The sequence below is a fragment of the Enterobacter sp. 18A13 genome, assembly GCF_007035975.1.
GTDB classification, from domain to species: Bacteria; Pseudomonadota; Gammaproteobacteria; order Enterobacterales; family Enterobacteriaceae; genus Enterobacter; species Enterobacter vonholyi.
The window spans coordinates 3762473-3781956 of sequence record NZ_AP019634.1 but is presented as its reverse complement, the minus strand read 5'-3'; the positions used below and the strand labels follow the sequence as shown (position 1 = coordinate 3781956).

Here is a 19484-nt window from a genome sequence, read left to right as displayed (position 1 = left end):
GCAATCAGCTCCTGCCGGGCGGGATGAGCAAGGCAGAGAGCAATAATAGCGGCACCCGGACCACACAAAACGCATCGGTTGTTCAGGGCTCAGATATTTACGTTAACAGTCGTGACGGCAGCGTGAATATCAGCGGCAGCCTGATGACCGCCACGGACGATCTTCTGCTGTCAGCCATAAATGGGGATATCTCCGTTTCTGCCGGACGCGATACATCGCGCAGTAAGAGCAGCGGCAGCAGCAAATTGCTGGGAACGCTGGGCGGCGATGGTTACAGCGCCACGGCAGGCTACCGCCATGAAAAAAACAGCAGTCGGGAAGATAGCAGCCTCGAAAACGGATTGCGCAGCCAGCTAAGCAGTAAAAACGGTAACGTTGTCGCGCAGGCCGGTAACGATCTCTCCCTGTCAGGTACGGATATCCGTGCCGGTAAATCGGTCTCACTCAGTGGCGAAAATGTCCTCATGGGGGTGAGCCGGGATACCCGTGACGGTGAAAACCACAGCAGCAGCGCCCAGTATGGTGTGACGGCATCTGCTGGCGGCTGGGCTGTTGAGGCTGCTAAAGCCGCTGAGACGGCTGCCCGCAGCGCAGAAAACGGCGATGATCCACGGCTGACCGCCATCAGAACAGGCCAGTCGGCGGCAACCGCGGCGCAGGGCGCTTTGTCGGACTCGTCGCTCATCAAGGCTAAAGTGTCTTTAACGGTGGGGACGTCATCTCAGGACAGTCGTTACCACAGTACCGACACGCAGGGCACCACCATTAATGCCGGCGAGAATGTCTCTGTCCGTGCCGGAAATGACATTGCCGGTATGGGGGTACAGATCGCGGGTAAACACGTAGCGCTGGATGCAGGGCGGGATATTCTGCTGTCTGCCTCCCGGAACACAACCCTCTCTGAGAGTAAAAACAGCGGTAGCCAGTTCAGCGTCGGTGTCGGTGTGAGCCTGATTGGTGCGCAAAACGGCATCTCGGTGGAGCTGGGAGCGTCACAGCATAAGGGGCAGGAAAACAGCCAGTCACAGCGCAATACGAACAGCGTTGTCCATGCTGATGAACAGCTTACGGTGAACAGCGGACGCGACACCACCCTGAAAGGTGCGGAGCTGGAAGGTAACCGTGTGGTGGTCAACACCGGACGCGATCTCACCATCAGCAGCGTGCAGGATACAGCCAGTTATGACAGCAAGCAGTCTTCGTCAGGCGCGTCCCTTAGTCTGTGCATACCGCCACTGTGTTATGGTGCCTCTTCCGGTAGCGTCAGTGCATCGGGTGAGAATATCACCCAGAATGGTAAGAGCGTTGCTGAACAGAGCGGGATATTCGCAGGCAAGGGCGGCTTTGCTGTCACCACCGGAAATCATACCCAGCTTGACGGCGCGGTGATTGCATCCACGGCGTCTGCAGATAAAAATAGCCTCGACACGGGTACGCTGGGCTTCGGTAATCTCCACAACGAGAGCCAGACCAGCGGCAACGGCTACACGGTGGCTCTGTCCGGCAGCGCGGGCGGCAGCGGAAACGGTGAAAACCGCAACCTGGCACCGGCCATCGGTACGGGCCAGGCAGAAGAGAGCCACACTGGCACGACCTCATCAGCGGTGAGTGGCGGTAGCATTGTCATTCGCAACCCGGCGGGACAGAAACAGGATATTGTTGACCTTAGCCGTGATACGGCTGACGCCCACCACGGCGTGGACGTGAACGGTGATGTGCAGAAGGTCAGGGATAACCTGGCGGTTCAGAGTGAAGGCGCGGCGCTCGCCTCTTCTGCGCTGGATGCTTACGGCAAGTATGCGGAGCAGAAAGCGCGGGAGTCCAATGCGGCGCTGGGCGCGAAGCTGGCGTCAGAAGGAAAACTACAGGGCGATACCCCGCAGGAGCAGGAAGCATTCCTGAAAACACTGCCTGGATATCAGAATACCGAATACGGTCCGGGGAGTGCCTTCTGGACGAAGGGCAGTGCAGCGGCGGGATTACTGGCAGGCGCGCTTGGCGGTAACCTGAAGGCAGGCGCGGCAGCGGGGGCGGCCCCTCTGCTGGCGTCCCTGGTCAAGGAGCAGAAAGACCCGACAGCCCGTGCCGCGCTGCACGGTATTGTGGCGGCGGCGCTGACGCAGCTGAGTGGCGGGAGCAGTGCGGATGGCCTGAAGGCTGGTGCCATAGGGGCCATTACGGCCTCGGCGATGACCGACCATCTGGTCAGCGCGCTGTATGGAGATAAAAAATCCAGTGACCTGACGGCAGAGGAGAAACGGCTGGTCAGTAGCCTCGTGAGTATCGCGGGAGGTCTGGCGGGCGCTGCGGTGACGGATGGCAGTGTCTCCATGGCGGCGATGGCGTCGGAAACGGCGAAGGTGGAGGTTGAGAATAACTCGCTGAGTGTCGATCAGAACCAGCACCGCATTAAAGAGCTATCTGAGTGTCAGGGTAATGCAGGCTGTGACAAAGGGATTACCGAAAAATATAAGCAACTCAATGCTGAGCAGCATAAGAGCGTTGTTGAGTGTAAAGGCGCAAAGGCCTGTGTTGATAAGGCTAATGAGGTCGGCGGCCTGCAGACGGCATACGCAAATCGTCTTGGCGAACTTGGTGATAAGCTTCACAGCACAGGTAGTCTGACAACAGAAGAGAAGCAGGAATGGGCCTACCTTCAGGGAGTGCTACCGCAGCTTGAAGCGGACAGAAATGCAGCTATTCATAATGCGCTGATGTCGGGTGATTCGTCGGAGGCGAAGCAGCTTGCGATAAACTCGTTAGCGCAGGTGGCCGGAACCAGCGCAGCGGGGATAGCGGCTGGGATTGGGAAAGGAGGAAAAGGTAGCTCGCTACCTACACCAACAAGCTCAGATCTTGGATTATCGCCTGCAAACCAGAAATATGTGGATATCCTTTCACCGGAAGCGAAACAGCATATTTTGTATGGGGATAGCCCTACGCAAGGTGGACATCTGTATCCCGGAAATCCAGGAAAAACAGTTTTCCCTCAAAGTTGGTCAGCAGACAAGGTTGTTCATGCTGTGGGTGATATAGCTACTTCACCCGATACCAAATGGTTTGCCCAGACCGGAACGGGCGGGGCGTATACAAATGCAGGAAGACCAGCAAGATGGGTTGCCTGGGAAGAGCGAGAGGGTGTTAGAGTTCGTGTGGTATACGAGCCTGCTAGTGGGAAAATAGTAACAGCGTTCCCGGATAATAATCCGACTCCTCCAGGTTTAAGGCCAATTAAGAAATAGTGTGGGCGCGATGGATATTAATGACAAAATTAGATTATTAGGTGAAGGATTAAAGGATCGGTTGGATCCTTCGCTAGTTGACTTTGCCCTTGATTATATTGGGTTCTCAGAGAACGTATTAGCATTTGAAACGCTATGTGATCACATCGCTGATTTTGATGTTGTGATTAGTAGAGATGAATACACGCAAGTACTTAAAATAGCTAATGATCTTGGTTTAGAAATAGATAGTAGATATACATATATCAATCCAGAGAAATAACATTCTAATAACTATGACTAATCCCGGCCTCAGCGCCGGGATCTTCTCTTTAACCGTCAGAGCTTAACCGGTTCGATCACCAGCCGTCCCTGCTCCACGCTGACCAACACCGGGGCACAGGGCACCACCATTAATGCCGGTGAGAATGTCTCTGTCCGTGCCGGAAATGACATTGCTGGCGTGGGGGTACAGATCGCGGGTAAACAGGTGGCGCTGGATGCGGGGCTGGATATTCTGCTGTCTGCCTCCCGGAACACAACCCACTCTGAGAGTAAAAACAGCGGCAGCCAGTTCAGCGTCGGTGTCGGTGTGAGCCTGATTGGTGCGCAAAACGGCATCTCGGTGGAGCTGGGAGCGTCACAGCATAAGGGGCAGGAAAACAGCCAGTCGCAGCGCAATACGAACAGTGTTATCCATGCTGATGAACAGCTTACGGTGAACAGCGGACGCGACACCACCCTGAAAGGTGCGGAGCTGGAAGGTAATCGTGTGGTGGTGAATACCGGGCGCGATCTCACCATCAGCAGCGTGCAGGATACGGCCAGTTATGACAGCAAGCAGTCTTCGTCAGGCGCGTCCCTCAGCCTGTGCATACCGCCACTGTGTTATGGTGCGTCTTCCGGTAGCGTCAGTGCATCGGGTGAGAATATCACCCAGAATGGTAAGAGCGTTGCTGAACAGAGCGGGATATTCGCAGGCAAGGGCGGCTTTGCCGTCACCACCGGAAATCATACCCAGCTTGACGGCGCGGTGATTGCATCCACGGCGTCTGCAGATAAAAATAGCCTCGACACGGGTACGCTGGGTTTCAGTAATCTCCACAACGAGAGCCAGACCAGCGGCAACGGCTACACGGTGGCGCTTTCCGGCAGCGCGGGCGGCAGCGGAAACGGTGAAAACCGCAACCTGGCACCGGCAATCGGTACGGGCCAGGCAGAAGAGAGCCACACCGGGACGACCTCATCAGCGGTGAGTGGCGGTAGCATTGTCATTCGCAACCCGGCGGGACAGAAACAGGATATTGCTGACCTGAGCCGTGATACGGCTGACGCCCACCACGGCGTGGACGTGAACGGTGATGTGCAGAAGGTCAGGGATAACCTGGCGGTCCAGAGCGAAGGCGCGGCGCTGGCCACCTCTGCGCTGGATGCTTACGGTAAGTATGCGGAGCAGAAAGCGCGGGAATCCAATGCGGCGCTGGGCGCGAAGCTGGCATCTGAAGGGAAACTGCAGGGCGATACGCCGCAGGAGCAGGAAGCGTTCCTGAAGACGCAGCCCGGATATCAGAATACCGAGTACGGTCCGGGGAGTGCCTTCTGGACGAAGGGCAGCGCAGCGGCGGGATTACTGGCAGGTGCGCTTGGCGGTAACCTGAAGGCAGGCGCGGCAGCGGGGGCGGCCCCTCTGCTGGCGTCCCTGGTCAAGGAGCAGAAAGACCCGACAGCCCGTGCCGCGCTGCACGGTATTGTGGCGGCGGCGCTGACGCAGCTGAGTGGCGGGAGCAGTGCGGATGGCCTGAAGGCTGGTGCCATAGGGGCCATTACGGCCTCGGCGATGACCGACCATCTGGTCAGCGCGCTGTATGGAGATAAAAAATCCAGTGACCTGACGCCAGAGGAGAAACGGCTGGTCAGTAGCCTCGTGAGTATCGCGGGAGGTCTGGCGGGCGCTGCGGTGACGGATGGCAGTGTCTCCATGGCGGCGATGGCGTCGGAAACGGCGAAGGTGGAGGTTGAGAATAACTCGCTGAGTGTCGTTATACAGGGCGGTAAACTGGCTGCACAGGGATGTCTGAAAATTTCTGCTTGCCGTGATCGCCTGGTTGCCAGTGGTCTGGGTGCTTTACTGGGGATTGGTGCATCCACATCAGCAATGGATACATTGTCACAAGATGAGCAGTTACATCTGATCTATGTGGCCTCGCTCAATGATCCTTCCCAGCTCAGTCAGTTAAATGATGCTCAGAAAGCGGCCTATGAGTCCCTGACAGGTAAGACAATCACCAGTACTGGTGGTACGCAGGTCATTAACCCGGGACCATCAAATACTGGTGGAGACCAGACTGTAACCGGAAATACGCCCTCCAACACAGGGAATAATAGTGTAGCAACCGGAGGGATAAATCATACTGGTAATACCAACGGTGATGGAGCGTCAAACAATAATGGCTGGACGACAACTACGCCTGTTCCGGATTCTCCTTCACTGGATGATCTTTTCTATCAGAACGAGAAGATCCCCGGCCTTGAAAAGGTTCGCCCTGAAAATCCCGGTTATCCAGCCAATCAGAGTGTTATTGAAAAAATGAACGAACCTAAGTTTATTGCCTGGATAGGCAATACAGATTGTACGGATTGCTCAGATATCGCACCTAAGCTTCTCGATGCAGCTGGCGGGCACGGGAAAATTATTGAAGCAAGGCCGACGACTCCGTACAACTTAAATGTGTATGAAAATGGAAAAATTGTACATGAACAAGCTTTCCATCAGGTTTATACCGATGGTCAGTATGTTTACGATCCAAGAGTGTCCTTAAAACCGATTCCTAAAGGAGATTGGGAAAAACATATCAAATCTATAAATCAGGGAAGTGTTACGATCTCTGATAAATTACAGGGGTTAAAATAATGTTTCCGATAGGTAAGAAAGAAACAATCTTGTTGGACTTCATTGGTTCTCTTGGAAAACTGGAGTGGTTACATTATCAGAGCCGTATTGAAGATGAATGGATAAATGACCATTTTGAAAAAATTGATCGCTCTAAGTACCCTCCTTATACCAGTTTTCGTTTTGAAAAAGAGGTTCCAGAAGTTATCACCTTACTGGAAGATGCGATTCAATCATATAAAGGTAAAGTTGAGTGGTGTATGACCCATCATCCGAAAGAGTATGGTACTGGTGTTAATCATCGTATTTTGCCTACATTTGTTAAAAATCTCAGAGCGAGTGAAGGTATGGAAGATGTTAACGAGTATATTGAAAACCATTATCCTGATTTTGGCCCAATGGCCTATGAAGATCTTGTTGGACTGACGGAGCATGTTCAATTAGTTTTCAAAAATGCTGGATATGGCGCATAAATTTTCTTTATATGCTCTGTAATAACATTTTGATATGGAGTCTTAAACCGTTATACGTACGGACGGAAAAAAGTGTCAGGTGGCTATTTTAGTCCGAATGCCTTAACAATAATGGCTAGCGCCATCTATCCTGGCATCTGCGCATTTCTTTGTTTTGTAGACCCGGTAAGCGAATCGCTACCGGGCCATGGCAGATTAATTATTGACTCATCACCCTTTCGGGAACACCCAAACATGCTTCTCCGGCAGCGAAAGATGGCAGTGCTGCGGATCCCGAACCTCATGCCCATACGCACGAATGACAAAATCATCTCCCACCGTGCGGAACAGGTATTCCCAGCGGTCGCCGAGATACATGCTGGTAAGCAGCGGCAGCTCAAGCTGATTTTCCCCTGGCCCCTCGACTACCGCCACGCGCTCGACGCGGATCACCGCCGTGGCTTCATCACCGCTCTGCACCCCTTCACCGGCCTGACCCCACAGCACCCAGCCTTTTCCTTCGATACGCGCTCTGCCGTCGCGCACTTCGGTGACCTTGCCGTGCAGGCGATTGTTGCTGCCCATAAACTCGGCGGTAAACAGCGTTTTCGGCGAGCCGTACATCTCCTGCGGCGTGCCCTGTTGCTCAATTTTGCCGTTGTTGAGCAGCAGGATGCGGTCGGATATGGACATCGCTTCGTTCTGGTCGTGCGTCACCATCAGTGCCGATAGCCCGAGCTTGATAATCAGCTCGCGCAGGAACACGCGGGCCTCTTCACGCAGCTTGGCGTCGAGGTTAGAGAGCGGCTCGTCCAGCAAAATTACCGGCGGGTTGTACACCAGCGCCCGGCCGATCGCCACGCGCTGCTGCTGTCCACCGGAGAGCTGGTGCGGGTGACGTTTGCCAAGATGGCCCAGACCCAGCTGGTCCAGCACGTCCTGCACGCGCTGCTGGATCTCTTTGGCCGGGACTTTGCGCAGCTTGAGCGGATAGGCCACGTTCTCAAACACGGTTTTGTGCGGCCACAGAGCATAGGACTGGAACACCAGCCCCAGGTTACGCTCTTCCGCCGGGACCTCGCTGCGCGGCGTGCCGTCGTAAACTTTATTGTTGCCAATCACAATCGACCCCTGGGTCGGTTTTTCCAGACCCGCGACGGCGCGGAGCAGGGTGGTTTTGCCGCTGCCGGAGGGGCCTAACAGGGAGACCACTTCGCCGCGCTTCAGGTTCATGGAGACACCTTTTAAAACAGGATTGTCGCCGTAGGTTAAGTGCAGATCGTCAACCGCTAATTCAATCATGTATTTTCACTCCGAAACGAAGGGCAATGCCCAGACCTACCACGACCAGCAGGATGTTAATGAAAGAGAGCGCCGCCACGATATCAATGGCACCCGCGGCCCAGAGGGAAACCAGCATCGATCCGATGGTTTCCGTGCCGGGTGAAAGCAGGTACACACCCGTTGAATATTCGCGCTCAAAGATCAGGAACATCAGCAGCCACGAACCGATAAGACCGTAGCGGGAGAGCGGAATGGTGACGTGGCGGGTGATCTGCCCGCGCGTCGCCCCGGTGCTGCGCGCCGCCTCTTCAAGCTCCGGTCCCACCTGCAGCAGCGTGGAAGAGATGAGCCTCAGCCCGTAAGCCATCCACACCACGGTATAGGCCAGCCAGACGCTGAAAATGGTGCTGCGCAGCGAGCGCAGCCAGACGATGACGTTTTCACGCATCCAGTCGGTCCAGGCAAACCCGGAAAGCCAGCCGGATTTCAGCGAGTTATCCAGCCACATCGGCAGGAACAGGAACACCCACAGGAACGCCAGACCCGCCAGCAGGCCAGGCACGGCGCGCGGCACCAGCACGCTGTAGTCCAGGAAACGCGTGGTGTTGTCCGGCTTACGGTGCATGGCAATGCCGACAAACAGGTAGCACACCACGGCCAGCGCGCCGCCAATCACGCCAATCGCCATGGAGTTGACGATGGCGCGCAGCAGGTTGGGCTGCGCCCAGATGGTGCGGAAGGTGTTCAGAGAAAGCTCGTCCCACAGCGAAACGCCAACGCCCCAGTTTGAGATAAACGCGCGCAATACCACGCCGAGCAGCGGAACGCCGATGGTGACGGTGAGCCAGAAGGCAATCACCGCGCCAGCCACCCAGCGCCATTTACCCAGCGGCAGCGCGCGGGCCTGCGAGGCCTTGCCCTTCATGGTGACGAAGCGGTTGGCGGTGCGCATCAGGCGACGCTGGAGCATCACCAGCGGGATGGTGATGCAGATCAGCACCACGGCAACCGCCGCCATCAGGTTATAGGATGGGGTGCCCATCTTGTTCGTCAGCTTATAGAGATAGGTCGCCAGCACCATATTGCCTTCCGGGTCGCCGAGTACCAGCATCAGGCCGAACACTTCCAGCCCGAGGAAGAACAGCAGCACGGTGGCGTACAGAATGGACGGGCGCACCATCGGCAGGCTGACGGAGGTCATCACCTGCCAGGGCGACGCGCCCGCTGTGCGCGCGGCTTCTTCCACATCGGAGCCCACGCTGCGCAGCGCTGACGAGATATACAGATAGGCGTGCGGGACGTGCGTCAGGCCGGCGATGACCACAATGCTCGACATGTCGTAGATGTTCCACGGCACAAAGCCAATCAGCGCCTGAGCCCACTGGGAGAGAAAGCCCACCGGACCGGCAGCCACCACGTAGCCAAAGCCCAGCACCATCGGTGAAACGAAAATCGGGACCAGGATCAGCGGCTCAATCAACCGGCGACCGGGCAGGTCGGTGCGTACCATCAGAAACGCCAGCACGCCACCCAGCGGAATGGAGATAAAGACCAGCCCGAAAGCAAGAATAAAGCCGCTTTTCAGGGCCTTATAAAAATCAGGGTCGGTGAAAATAAATTCAAATGATTCAAAGCTCCACTCTTTTGACGGCGAAAAGAACGGGGCGGACAGGAAGCTCTGTATCACGATAAACGACAGCGGCGTGTAGATAACCAGGGCGGTTATCAGCACGACGATGCCTCGCGGCAGGCTTTGCCACTTTCTGCGTAATGTATTCATGGGGTATCCCTGGTGTTGCAGCCCAGAAAAACGAACTCAGTCGATAAGGGAGCGCGGCGGCCTGCGCCGCGCTCAGACGCTTATTTACCGGCGGCGGTACGCCACTCTTTGATGTACTCCAGGCGTTTTTTCGGCTGCAGGTATTCCAGCAGCGTTTCATCAACCGGAATTGGCTTCAGCGCGTTGCCGAGGATTTTGGTCAGGCCGTCGATATCATTCTTGCCTTCGATATCGTTACGAATGGAGGGGATGTCCGCCTGATTGGCCAGAATGTTTTGCCCTTGTTCAGACAGCACGTAGTCCAGCCACAGCTTCGCGGCGTTGCTGTTTTGCGATTGCTGGCTGATGAACGACACGCGCGACAGCACCAGGGTGTAATCTTTTGGATAGGCAATGCCGAGCGACGGATCGTTCTTCGCGCGCGCTTCCGCGTAGGAACCGAGGATGTTGAAGCCGATCAGGTTTTCACCGGAGGAGACGCGCTCCATCATGGTGCCGGTAGACGACTGCACCGACAGGCCTCCTTTGGCGACGTCGGCCAGGGTCTTGAAGTAGTTAGGATCGGCGTTGTGATCCTGCACCGAAAGCATAAAGCCCAGACCCGATTTTTCGATGTCGTAGGTGGTGACTTTGTTCTTGAATTTGTCCGTCTGGCTGGCAATCAGCTTCGCCAGTGCGGCGTGAGAGTCCGGCACGTCGCCGGCCGGGATCAGACGCTTGTTGTAGATAAAGACCACCGGCTCATAGGTAGTGCCGTATGCCTTATCCTTCCAGACCGCCCATTTCGGCAGCTGGCTTTGCTCCGGCGATTTATACTCCATGGCGTAGTCGGTGGCGAGCTTCAGGCCGGTGTCCATCGAGGAGCTCCAGACCACGTCGCCGCTCACGCCGCCGGAGGCCTGTTCGCTGATGAAACGGTTGTACAGCTCGGTGCTGTTCATGTCGTTGTATTCGACTTTAATGCCTGGATAGGTTTTTTCGAAGCCCTGGATCAGCGGTCCGGCAGCTTTGATGTCGGTGGTGGAGTAAATAACAACCTTGCCCTCTTTCGTGGCGGCATCAACCACTTTTTGATACTCAGCAGGATAACCCTGCGGCAGGGCAGAGAGTGCAAAAGCAGAGAACAGTACGGTAGCGGTAAGCAGAGAAATTCGGAACGTGTTCGACATTATAGTTAACCTTTTAGTTACATTTGAGGAACTAATTGTCAACATAGCGTAAAGCGCGCCTCCGACAATAGGGAGGCGAGGGCAATGATTCCGAAGTGTGATTGTCGCCGTCGTTTCAGCAATTAACACCATAAAATCCGCGAACGTTAGCTTACGAACGGTTCTGGATTACGGTTTATCGGGGGCTTTGCGGTATAACCGGCGAGGATGACCAATATTGCCATACAGCATTTCGACGCTGATTAACCCGCTCTCCACGCAGTATTCAAGGTAGCGGCGCCCCGTGGTTTTGCTGATCCCTACGTTTTCCACCACCTCTTCAACCGACATCGCGCTGTCGGGATGCTCGGCGAACAGGCGTTTAATCCGCTCCAGCGTCTGGGGTTCAATGCCCTTTGTGGACGGCGTAACGGAGGCTTCCGCGGCAGGCAGATGAAACAGGCGATCCAGCGCATGCTGGTCGACCACCTTCACCTGCTGCACGGTGTGGATGAAGCGCATAAAACGCTCCAGCGAGGCGTGCAGGCGCTGGAAAAAGACGGGCTTGATGAGGTAGTCAAACGCGCCGCTGCGCATGGCGTGGCTGCAGGTCTGCATATCGCTGGCGGCAGTGATGAAGATCACCGAGCACTCATAGCTTTTCAGCAGCGGATTATCGATGAGCTCCACGCCTTTACCGTCCGGGAGATAGTTGTCCAGCAGGATAAGCCGCGGCTGATGCTGACGAATCAGGCGGCATGCCTGCTCAATCGACGCGGCGATGCCCACCACGCGCAAATGAAAATTTTGCTCGATATACTCGCGATGCAGCTCCGCCAGGTGCGGCTCATCTTCAACGATCACAACATCAAGTGCTCGGGTCATGCTTTTGCCCATTCGGAATAAACACAGAAAAAATAGTCCCTTGTGGCGTGTTGTCGGCAATCTCAATAGTGCCGCCAGCCTTGTCGATATATCCTGCCACCAGATACAGGCCAATACCGTGCTCGGTGCCCACAATGTCGTTTTCGCTGTCCGGCTTGCTGCTGAATCCCTGGCGGAAAATATGCGGCTTCATCGCATCCTCCACCCCGCAGCCCCTGTCGGCCACCTCGATCAGCAGCTCCTGGTTACGGTCTGAAATGTAAAGCTCTACCGGCGCGGGGACCGGTGCTTTAAGGGTTGCGTCCACCGCGTTGTCCAGCAGATTTCCAATAACCGACATCAGCTCCGTTTCGTTGAGCGTGGCGGGCATGCGGGTGAGCTGGCAGGCGGGATCAAACAGCAGCTCGATGCCTTTTTCGCGCGCGCTAACGTATTTTCCTAACAGCAGCCCACATAGCGCGGGAGAGGAAAAACGGGCGGAGACAAAGTCCAGCACCCGCTGCGCGCCTTCGGACTGCACCTGAATGTAACGAATCGCCTCGTCATAGTGTTTCATCTGCAGCAAGCCCACCAGCGTGGCGGTCCAGTTCAGCTGCTCGTGGCGCATAATGCGCAGGTTATCCGCATAGCGCTTGATCTGACTGAGCTGGCTGCTGAGGGTGTTGATGTCATTTTTGTCGCGAAAGCTGTAGACCCAGCCGCTTTCAACGCCCGGTTCGACCTCAATCGCCACGCGGTTGACGATCACCTCGCGCTGGTTCAGCACCGCAATCTGGTCGTGGCTGCCAGCGCTGACCGAGGCGTAGCGCTGGGATAAAAAGCCCGGCGACGTCTGCAGAACGTCTTCCAGCGGTTTACCGATAAGGTCTTTCTCACTTTGCCGAATATCCAGCATTTCTCGTGCGGCGCGGTTAATTAAGATCAGCTGCTTCTCTTCATTGACGGCAAATACCCCCTCATACATGGCTTCTAATAGCGCGCGCTGCTGCAAAACCAGTTGAGCGATATCTTTCGGCTCCAGTCGGAACATCTGTTTTTTGAGATTGCGGGTAAACAGCCAGGAGAACATAAACAGCAGCAGCAGAAGAGCCGCGCCGTACAGCCCGGACTGCCAGAGAATACGGGCGTTAATATTGGCAATATAGGAGGTCAGATAGCCGACCGAGACAATACCAATCACCTGGTGCTGCGCGTTAAAGATCGGCGCTTTGCTGCGCAGTGAAACCCCAATACCGCCCTGACGCACGGAAATAATGGTTTTGCCCTTTAATACCTCCGCGTTATCCCCGCCGATCATCGGTAAATTTATGCGCTCCGGGGATTCCGAATGATAAAGGTGCTGCTCCTGCGTATCGCCAATCACAATATAGCTGGCATCGCTTTGGGCGCGCAGCGGCTGAATTAACCGGGCGATGCCGGGGATATCCCGGGCCGCAACCATTGCAGCCAGACCCGGCATCAGCGCGATCTGGCTGGCCTGAACCCGGGCGCGCTGGCCGAGATCGTGATGGAGCTGCCGGTCAATAAAATGAAACAGGATCGTTCCCAGCAGAACTAACAGCAGGCAGGAGAAGCACACCAGCGCTAAAAATAGCTTTACCTGAAAAGAGAGTCTGCGTTTCATTCAACCTGCGGATGTTATGTAAAAGTGACATTTGCCGAGCCTGACATGGGCAAATAGCGGACGCAATCTGGCAAGAAAAGAGTTGTGACCTGGCTTTTCGTTTTCGGCGTTATAGCCAGCAGGATCCCGTCAGGCTATTCTTCATTCAGCACGATAATAATTACAGAGGCAATGTCATGGATAAAGAGCTACTGGATGCGGGTTACCGGGCCTATACCGGCGAGAAAATTGACGTTTACTTCAACACCGGGATCTGCAAACACTCCGGTAACTGCGTGCGTGGCAGCGCAAAGCTGTTTAATCTCAAACGTAAGCCGTGGATTATTCCCGATGAAGTGGACGTTGAAACGGTTGTCCGCGTGATTGATACCTGCCCGAGCGGTGCGCTGAAGTATCGCCAAAAATAAGCGAGGAACCATGGATATTCTGGAAGGCCATAACAAGTTTTACGTGAATGATGCGAACGGCAATCAGGTCGCGGAGATTGTCTTCGTACCGACCGGCGAGCACCTGAGCATTATCGAGCACACCGACGTGGATGAGAGCCTGAAAGGGCAGGGCGTCGGTAAACAGCTGGTAGCGAAAGTGGTGGAGAAGATGCGCGGTGAGAACCGTAAAATTATCCCGCTGTGCCCGTTCGCGAAACATGAGTTTGATAAAACGCGGGAATATGACGATATTCGGGCGTAAATAACACCGGCGATGGCCGGTGTTTTTTTATCTCACCTGCTCAAAAAGCAATACCATCGCGATCAGCACCATGATCCCTCCTGATGCCATGCTTACCAGACGCGCCGCCTGTGGTCGGGTCGCCAGTACCGCTTTCGAACCATACCCCACCAGCAGATAGACCAGCGTACAGGTGATAAGGTGCATCATACCAAGCGCGGACATCTGCATCGCTATCGACCAGCTTCCGGTCGGGTCCGTAAACTGCGGAAGCAGCGCCAGGAACAGCAAAAACACTTTTGGGTTTAGGCCGCTTATGCAGAGTCCTTTCACCGCCCACTGTCTCCAGCTTCCCGCGTGGTGGGTGGCCTTTTCCGGTGCGGCAGGGTGACGCAGCAACATTATGCCAAGCCACATGAGATACAGAGCGCCAGCCACGGTCAGCCCGGTCAACGCCAGCGGATGTTGAGCAATCACGACCCCCACGCCAGCCACCACAATCAGAGTGGCTAACAGATGTCCGGACATCAGCCCCATCACCGCCGGTACCACGCGTCGCCCGTTAATCCCGGCGCTAATGGCGTAGGCCCAGTCGGCGCCCGGCGTCATGATAAGCAGAAAAGAAACCACCCAAAAGCCGGCCACAATACTCATTTCCATCGTCCTGAAGACTCCCGCAGTGCGTCAAACGTTGAGAAAAAGAATATCGCTAACTCTGCGAAATAGGCTTTCAATGTTATGCTCGTAACACGGTTAAATTGAGAAAATCTTCCACATGGATAGCATCGATCGAAAAATTCTTGCGGAGCTACAGTCTGATGGCCGCTTATCCCTTACCGAGCTCGCTGAGCGTGTGAATCTGAGCCTATCGCCGTGCCATCGTCGCGTGCGGGCGCTGGAGCAAAGCGGGGCGATAACGGGATACCGTGCCAGCCTCGACCCCGCCAAAATGGGATTCAACTTCCTGGCAATAGTGTTTGCGACGCTAAAGGAGGGGGACCGAAAGGCGGTTAGCGCGTTTGAAGCGGCGGTGGAGGAGATCCCGCAGATCGTGCTGGCGCAGCGTCTGTTTGGCGATCCCGATTACCTGATGCACGTCGTGACCCGCGACCTCTCCGCTTTCCAGAAGCTCTACGACGAGAAGCTCTCCGCCATGCCCGGCGTGCAGCATCTTCGCTCAACGCTTGTCATGAAAACGGTGGTGCAGGACAGGCCTTTTCCGCTGGAATTAGCTGGGCGAGACTGAGAGGCATGCCCGGCAGTACGCCGGGCATCAAAGGGGGGTTAGCCGACAAACATCACCGACACGCACAGCACTCCGACGATTAGCGTCAGCAGGTTGCCAATGGAACGGTACTGTTTCAGAGAGGGGATTAGATACGTCGACAGCGTCGGCATGATAAACAGGATCATGGCGATAAGCGGGCCGCTGATGGCGTAAATCATCGAAATGGCGTTCGGGTTAATGCAGCAGACGGCAAAGGTGATTAACGACACCCCCATAATGGAAATCGCGCGGTTAAAGGCGCGGCTCTTTTTCACCCCCACCTGACTGAGCGACGACTTCACGATCTCTGTCGCCCCTTCAATCACCCCAAAATAGGTGCCGAGGAACGATTTCGACATCGCAATTATCGCCACGACAATCCCGGAGATGCCCAGCCATGCCGGTGATGAAGGCATCATCGACAGCGCGGACAGGATCGTCACCCCTTCCTCTTTGGCGGCCACAATGTACGACGGCGGAATAGAGAGCAGGCAGCTGAAGACAAAGAACAGCACGCTCAGGCAGATAATCAGGTACGCCACCTTCATGATCTTCTTACATTTATCCATGGCGCCATCGGCAAACTTCTCGCGACGGTCAACGGCAAACGTGGAGATAATCGGGGTATGGCTGAACGCAAATACCATCACCGGAATCGAAATCCAGACCTGGTGCAGCGTGTGGCGATCGACGGCCATCTGGCTGGTCAGCAGCGAGGGCTGCCAGCTGCCGATCAGATAGAGCGAGACAAACAGGAAATAGGCAATCAGCGGAAACACCAGGAAGCCCATCACTTTTATCGTGATATGCCGTCCCATCAGGAAGATCAGATTCAGGACCAGCACCACGCCCAGGCTGACCAGCACGCGAACGGCGGTATCAACCGTCAGGTGTTTCGCCAGTTGCTCCGTGAGCGAGTTGGTGATGGCCACTGCATAAATCTGCACCACCACAAAGAAGGCGATGAAATAGAGCGTGGTAATCAGGTTGCCAATCTTCCTGCCGTAATAGTGCGAGACGGCGCCGGTGATCCCCTCGTTGCCTTTCGTTTTCGACGACAGAATAAATTGCGCCAGCGCTCTGTGCGGCCAGTAGGTTAAGGGGTAGGCCACGAGGGCGGTAATAAACAGGACAATTGCGCCTGCGGAGCCCAGCTGAATGGGCAGGAACAGCGTTCCTGCGCCCACGGCCGTGCCGTAGAGAGCGAAACTCCAGAGAGTCTCATCTTTTGACCAAATTTTCGACATTAGAGCAACGTTTCAACTATCAAACCATCGGAATGGAGTGCAATTTACCATAGTTATGCACCGAGAGCGCAGTTGCTTCGAAGGTGAATGGCCGGAGCGGGCGTCCGGCCAGAAGGTGTTTAGCCTGCCAGGGCGCGCCGTTGCTGGCGACGCTTAAGAAATTTCTCGCGAAGGCAATCGTACGCCCAGTTATAGAACATGGTGTACGGCAGGAAGAACAGGAAGAAACCTATTTCCAGTGTGAATGCCTGCAGCAGGGTAACGCCCAGCACGGCGGCGACAATCGACACGCCAATCACAATAAACCCGCATTCAAACCCAAGCGCATGCAGCGCACGCACTTTTGCCGTACGTTTGACCCGCTGAACGGGCCAGAAGCGGTCGAAGCCGAAGTTATAAATAATGTTCCACAGCATGGCGGTGGTCGCCAGAACAATGGTCAACCCGCCCATTTCCACCACGGAACGCTGCATAAGCCACGCCGCGGTAGGGGCGAGGATCGCCGTCGCAATCCCTTCAAAACAGACAGCATGAAAGATCCGCTCCGGCAGTTTACGTTGGAGTGCATCCTGATGTTGCATAGCGATAGACCTCGTTAATTCGCCGGTATGGGCGTTGATGTGGCCTATTTTCATCGCTAAAGCTGATATATTAAAGATAGTATCCATCGCTAAAGTAGATAGGTTATGCGCTATTCACCCGAAGCCCTTAACGCGTTTGTTGAGACCGTTGCGGCAGGCTCTTTCTCTGCGGCCGCACGCCGGCTGCGCAAAAGCCAGTCGACGATCAGCACGTCCATTGCCAATCTTGAAGCCGATCTGGGCTTCGAGCTGTTTGACCGCTCTGCGCGCCAGCCGGTGTTGACGGCCCAGGGGGAACAGGTGCTGGGCTATGTGCAGGCTATTCTCGCCGCCAGCACGAGGCTGGACGAGCTGGCGGTGTCGCTATCGGCGCAAACGGAGGCGCGTCTGACGTTTGTCCTTTCCGATACCCTTAACCCGGACGTGCTGGAAGAGATGATGAAACAGTTTGACGCGCGCTTTCCCCATACGGAATTCGAATGTCTGATTGGCGAGGAGGAGGACGTGATCGATCTCCTGCAAAAGGAGCGCGCGCAGGTTGGCCTCACCGAGGCGCGAGACGGTTATCCTACGGATATCGGCGCTATCCGGCTGCCGATGCAGACCCGCATGGCGATCTATGTCGCGACCACGCATCCGCTCGCCGGACAACATGACGTTCAGCGTGACGAGCTGCACGGCTGGCGAGAGCTGCGGCTGAGCACCTATCTTGAGCGCGAGGCGGAGATTGCGCGCGGGCCCGTCTGGTCAGCCCCGAATTACCTGTTACTCTTGAGTATGGCGGTACAGGGATTTGGCTGGTGCGTGTTGCCGTGCGCGCTGGTGGATGAATTTGCCGCCGCGAAATCCCTGGTACAGCTCAATGTTCCCGGCTGGCCGCGGGCGATCGGCATCGATCTGCTGTGGAATAAACGATCCCCTCCCGGCATTGCCGGAAGCTGGCTGCGGCAGTATCTGCAGGATGCGCGCTGATCCTTGTGATTAATCTCACTATTTTTAAACAATTAAGATAATTGCCAGTAACAATCCTCTACTATCGTCATGTCATTTAACACAGAGGTCGTGATGAAAGATGTCGTAATAGTGGGTGCGTTGCGTACAGCTATCGGCTGTTTTCAGGGATCGCTCGCGCGTCACTCGGCGGTTGACCTGGGCAGCGTGGTGGTGAAAGCGCTGGTGGAACGTAGCGGGATCGCAGCACATGAAGTTGATGAGGTGATCCTGGGACAGGTTCTCACGGCCGGTGCCGGGCAAAACCCTGCGCGTCAGGCGGCGCTGAAGGGCGGGCTGCCCAATACCGTCTCTGCCATCACCATCAACGACGTCTGTGGTTCAGGATTAAAAGCGCTGCATCTCGCGACGCAGGCCATTCAGTGTGGTGAGGCGGACGTGATCATTGCTGGCGGACAAGAGAATATGAGCCGCGCGCCGCACGTGTTGACCGACAGCCGGACCGGCGCACAGCTGGGCAACAGTCAGCTGCTCGACAGCCTGGTGCATGACGGGCTGTGGGACGCATTCAACGATTATCATATGGGCGTGACGGCGGAAAATCTGGCGCGCGAGTACGGTATCAGCCGTGAGGTGCAGGATGCCTATGCGCTGAGCTCGCAGCAAAAAGCGCGTGCGGCGATCGATTCCGGTCGTTTTCGCGACGAAATTGTCCCGGTCAGCACGCAGCGTCAGAGCGGCGAGCATGTCGTCGTAGATACCGATGAACAGCCGCGCACTGACGCCAGTGCTGAAGGCCTGGCCAGGCTGAACCCCGCGTTTGAAATGCAGGGCTCAGTGACGGCAGGAAATGCCTCTTCCATTAACGACGGCGCTGCCGCCGTTATGATGATGAGCGAAAGCAAAGCTCTTGAGCTCGATCTCCCCGTCCTGGCCCGCATTAAGGCGTTCGCGAGCGTGGGGGTTGATCCTGCGTTAATGGGGATCGCACCGGTCTACGCGACCCGCCGCTGCCTGGAGCGTGCGGGGTGGCAGCTTTCGGATGTGGATCTGATCGAAGTGAACGAAGCTTATGCCGCGCAGGCGATCTCCGTCGGAAAAATGCTTGAGTGGGATCCGCTGCGGGTCAACGTTAACGGTGGGGCGATCGCGCTGGGTCATCCTATCGGGGCGTCCGGCTGCCGGATCCTGGTTTCGCTGGTCCACGAAATGAAAAAGCGCAATGCCCGCAAAGGGATTGCCACGCTTTGTATAGGCGGCGGGCAAGGGGTGGCGCTGGCCATCGAACGCTAAACTCTTCTTATTAAAAAACCTCCTCCGGGAGGTTTTTTTTCGCGCCCTTTTTCTCCTGGCGGCTTAATTGTGATCCGAACACCATTTCCGTTATAAACAAAAATTAAAATGAAACGTTGTTTTAAATTTCATTGAAAAGCCCACTTTATGCCGATAGTATGTGCTCATTATGAAAAACGGAACGCTGTTTCG

17 protein-coding genes are annotated in these 19484 nt (G+C 55.7%); 9 read left to right on the top strand and 8 right to left on the bottom strand.

Annotation, left to right across the window (positions count from 1 at the left end; genetic code table 11):
* Positions 1-23 precede the first annotated feature (23 nt).
* From FOY93_RS24090 to FOY93_RS18135, 4 genes are all read left to right on the top strand, one after another.
* Entirely contained in the window at positions 24-3242 is a 3219-nt protein-coding gene (locus FOY93_RS24090; protein WP_442876335.1) for a hemagglutinin repeat-containing protein, read from the top strand.
* Between the two features lie 10 nt (positions 3243-3252).
* A complete protein-coding gene (locus tag FOY93_RS18145) occupies positions 3253-3504 on the top strand; it encodes a MafI family immunity protein (RefSeq protein WP_133295100.1) in 252 nt (83 codons plus the stop codon).
* A gap of 75 nt (positions 3505-3579) precedes the next feature.
* Complete coding sequence (locus tag FOY93_RS23755; protein ID WP_332107297.1) at positions 3580-6132, top strand: hemagglutinin repeat-containing protein; 2553 nt, start codon at positions 3580-3582, stop codon at positions 6130-6132.
* Positions 6132-6584 carry a hypothetical protein gene (locus FOY93_RS18135; protein WP_133295098.1) on the top strand — a complete coding sequence of 151 codons (453 nt, stop codon included), beginning with the start codon at positions 6132-6134 and terminating at the stop codon, positions 6582-6584. Before FOY93_RS23755 ends, FOY93_RS18135 begins: the two co-directional genes overlap by 1 nt.
* 210 nt (positions 6585-6794) lie before the next feature.
* Here FOY93_RS18135 and FOY93_RS18130 read toward each other — a convergent pair whose 3' ends face one another.
* The 5 genes from FOY93_RS18130 to FOY93_RS18110 all read right to left on the bottom strand — a co-directional run bounded on the left by FOY93_RS18130 (position 6795) and on the right by FOY93_RS18110 (position 13284).
* Positions 6795-7865 carry an ABC transporter ATP-binding protein gene (locus FOY93_RS18130; protein WP_023326018.1) on the bottom strand — a complete coding sequence of 357 codons (1071 nt, stop codon included), beginning with the start codon at positions 7863-7865 and terminating at the stop codon, positions 6795-6797.
* The gene (locus tag FOY93_RS18125) at positions 7858-9627 is read right to left on the bottom strand and encodes an ABC transporter permease (RefSeq protein WP_023333293.1); all 1770 of its coding nucleotides are present in this window, start codon (positions 9625-9627) and stop codon (positions 7858-7860) included. The genes FOY93_RS18130 and FOY93_RS18125 overlap by 8 nt, the downstream gene beginning before the upstream one ends.
* Positions 9628-9707: 80 nt before the next feature.
* Positions 9708-10796, bottom strand: a complete 1089-nt coding sequence (locus FOY93_RS18120) for an ABC transporter substrate-binding protein (RefSeq protein ID WP_143345484.1) — start codon at positions 10794-10796, stop codon at positions 9708-9710.
* 168 nt (positions 10797-10964) lie between these two features.
* A complete protein-coding gene (locus tag FOY93_RS18115) occupies positions 10965-11660 on the bottom strand; it encodes a response regulator (protein WP_032638033.1) in 696 nt (231 codons plus the stop codon).
* On the bottom strand, positions 11644-13284 hold the full coding sequence (locus tag FOY93_RS18110) for an ATP-binding protein (RefSeq protein WP_133295097.1): 1641 nt from the start codon (positions 13282-13284) through the stop codon (positions 11644-11646). Before FOY93_RS18110 ends, FOY93_RS18115 begins: the two co-directional genes overlap by 17 nt.
* A gap of 176 nt (positions 13285-13460) precedes the next feature.
* On the opposite strand from FOY93_RS18110, the gene yjdI reads away from it, so the two are divergent.
* Both yjdI and FOY93_RS18100 read left to right on the top strand, forming a co-directional pair.
* Positions 13461-13691, top strand: a complete 231-nt coding sequence (gene yjdI / locus FOY93_RS18105; RefSeq protein WP_008499689.1) for a 4Fe-4S mono-cluster protein YjdI — start codon at positions 13461-13463, stop codon at positions 13689-13691.
* A 10-nt stretch (positions 13692-13701) separates the two neighbouring features.
* Positions 13702-13974 carry a GNAT family N-acetyltransferase gene (locus FOY93_RS18100; protein ID WP_008499687.1) on the top strand — a complete coding sequence of 91 codons (273 nt, stop codon included), beginning with the start codon at positions 13702-13704 and terminating at the stop codon, positions 13972-13974.
* 27 nt (positions 13975-14001) lie between these two features.
* Here FOY93_RS18100 and FOY93_RS18095 read toward each other — a convergent pair whose 3' ends face one another.
* Positions 14002-14613 carry a LysE family translocator gene (locus FOY93_RS18095; RefSeq protein WP_133295096.1) on the bottom strand — a complete coding sequence of 204 codons (612 nt, stop codon included), beginning with the start codon at positions 14611-14613 and terminating at the stop codon, positions 14002-14004.
* A gap of 115 nt (positions 14614-14728) precedes the next feature.
* On the opposite strand from FOY93_RS18095, the gene FOY93_RS18090 reads away from it, so the two are divergent.
* A complete protein-coding gene (locus FOY93_RS18090) occupies positions 14729-15199 on the top strand; it encodes an Lrp/AsnC family transcriptional regulator (RefSeq protein ID WP_127732234.1) in 471 nt (156 codons plus the stop codon).
* Between the two features lie 38 nt (positions 15200-15237).
* Here the strand turns inward: FOY93_RS18090 and FOY93_RS18085 are convergent, their stop codons facing one another.
* Together FOY93_RS18085 and FOY93_RS18080 are read right to left on the bottom strand one after the other, a co-directional pair.
* Positions 15238-16467 (bottom strand): amino acid permease, encoded by a 1230-nt coding sequence (locus FOY93_RS18085; protein WP_133295094.1) that lies wholly within the window; start codon positions 16465-16467, stop codon positions 15238-15240.
* A gap of 119 nt (positions 16468-16586) precedes the next feature.
* Entirely contained in the window at positions 16587-17048 is a 462-nt protein-coding gene (locus FOY93_RS18080; protein ID WP_115876214.1) for a multidrug/biocide efflux PACE transporter, read from the bottom strand.
* A gap of 105 nt (positions 17049-17153) precedes the next feature.
* Between FOY93_RS18080 and FOY93_RS18075 the strand changes: the two genes are divergently transcribed.
* Together FOY93_RS18075 and FOY93_RS18070 are read left to right on the top strand one after the other, a co-directional pair.
* Complete coding sequence (locus FOY93_RS18075) at positions 17154-18020, top strand: LysR family transcriptional regulator (RefSeq protein WP_111966097.1); 867 nt, start codon at positions 17154-17156, stop codon at positions 18018-18020.
* A gap of 93 nt (positions 18021-18113) precedes the next feature.
* Positions 18114-19292, top strand: a complete 1179-nt coding sequence (locus tag FOY93_RS18070; protein ID WP_111966096.1) for an acetyl-CoA C-acetyltransferase — start codon at positions 18114-18116, stop codon at positions 19290-19292.
* Positions 19293-19484 lie beyond the last annotated feature (192 nt).

Excerpts from the sequence above, each read along its gene's own strand:
- FOY93_RS18085 (WP_133295094.1), bottom strand. The coding sequence starts at position 16,467 with ATGTCGAAAATTTGGTCAAAAGATGAGACTCTCTGGAGTTTCGCTCTC.
- FOY93_RS18115 (WP_032638033.1), bottom strand. The coding sequence starts at position 11,660 with ATGACCCGAGCACTTGATGTTGTGATCGTTGAAGATGAGCCGCACCTG.
- FOY93_RS18110 (WP_133295097.1), bottom strand. The coding sequence starts at position 13,284 with ATGAAACGCAGACTCTCTTTTCAGGTAAAGCTATTTTTAGCGCTGGTG.
- FOY93_RS18130 (WP_023326018.1), bottom strand. The coding sequence starts at position 7,865 with ATGATTGAATTAGCGGTTGACGATCTGCACTTAACCTACGGCGACAAT.
- FOY93_RS24090 (WP_442876335.1), top strand. The coding sequence starts at position 24 with ATGAGCAAGGCAGAGAGCAATAATAGCGGCACCCGGACCACACAAAAC.
- FOY93_RS18100 (WP_008499687.1), top strand. The coding sequence starts at position 13,702 with ATGGATATTCTGGAAGGCCATAACAAGTTTTACGTGAATGATGCGAAC.
- FOY93_RS18080 (WP_115876214.1), bottom strand. The coding sequence starts at position 17,048 with ATGCAACATCAGGATGCACTCCAACGTAAACTGCCGGAGCGGATCTTT.
- FOY93_RS18070 (WP_111966096.1), top strand. The coding sequence starts at position 18,114 with ATGAAAGATGTCGTAATAGTGGGTGCGTTGCGTACAGCTATCGGCTGT.
- FOY93_RS18135 (WP_133295098.1), top strand. The coding sequence starts at position 6,132 with ATGTTTCCGATAGGTAAGAAAGAAACAATCTTGTTGGACTTCATTGGT.
- FOY93_RS18125 (WP_023333293.1), bottom strand. The coding sequence starts at position 9,627 with ATGAATACATTACGCAGAAAGTGGCAAAGCCTGCCGCGAGGCATCGTC.
- FOY93_RS18120 (WP_143345484.1), bottom strand. The coding sequence starts at position 10,796 with ATGTCGAACACGTTCCGAATTTCTCTGCTTACCGCTACCGTACTGTTC.
- FOY93_RS18095 (WP_133295096.1), bottom strand. The coding sequence starts at position 14,613 with ATGGAAATGAGTATTGTGGCCGGCTTTTGGGTGGTTTCTTTTCTGCTT.
- FOY93_RS18145 (WP_133295100.1), top strand. The coding sequence starts at position 3,253 with ATGGATATTAATGACAAAATTAGATTATTAGGTGAAGGATTAAAGGAT.
- FOY93_RS18090 (WP_127732234.1), top strand. The coding sequence starts at position 14,729 with ATGGATAGCATCGATCGAAAAATTCTTGCGGAGCTACAGTCTGATGGC.
- FOY93_RS18075 (WP_111966097.1), top strand. The coding sequence starts at position 17,154 with ATGCGCTATTCACCCGAAGCCCTTAACGCGTTTGTTGAGACCGTTGCG.
- yjdI (WP_008499689.1), top strand. The coding sequence starts at position 13,461 with ATGGATAAAGAGCTACTGGATGCGGGTTACCGGGCCTATACCGGCGAG.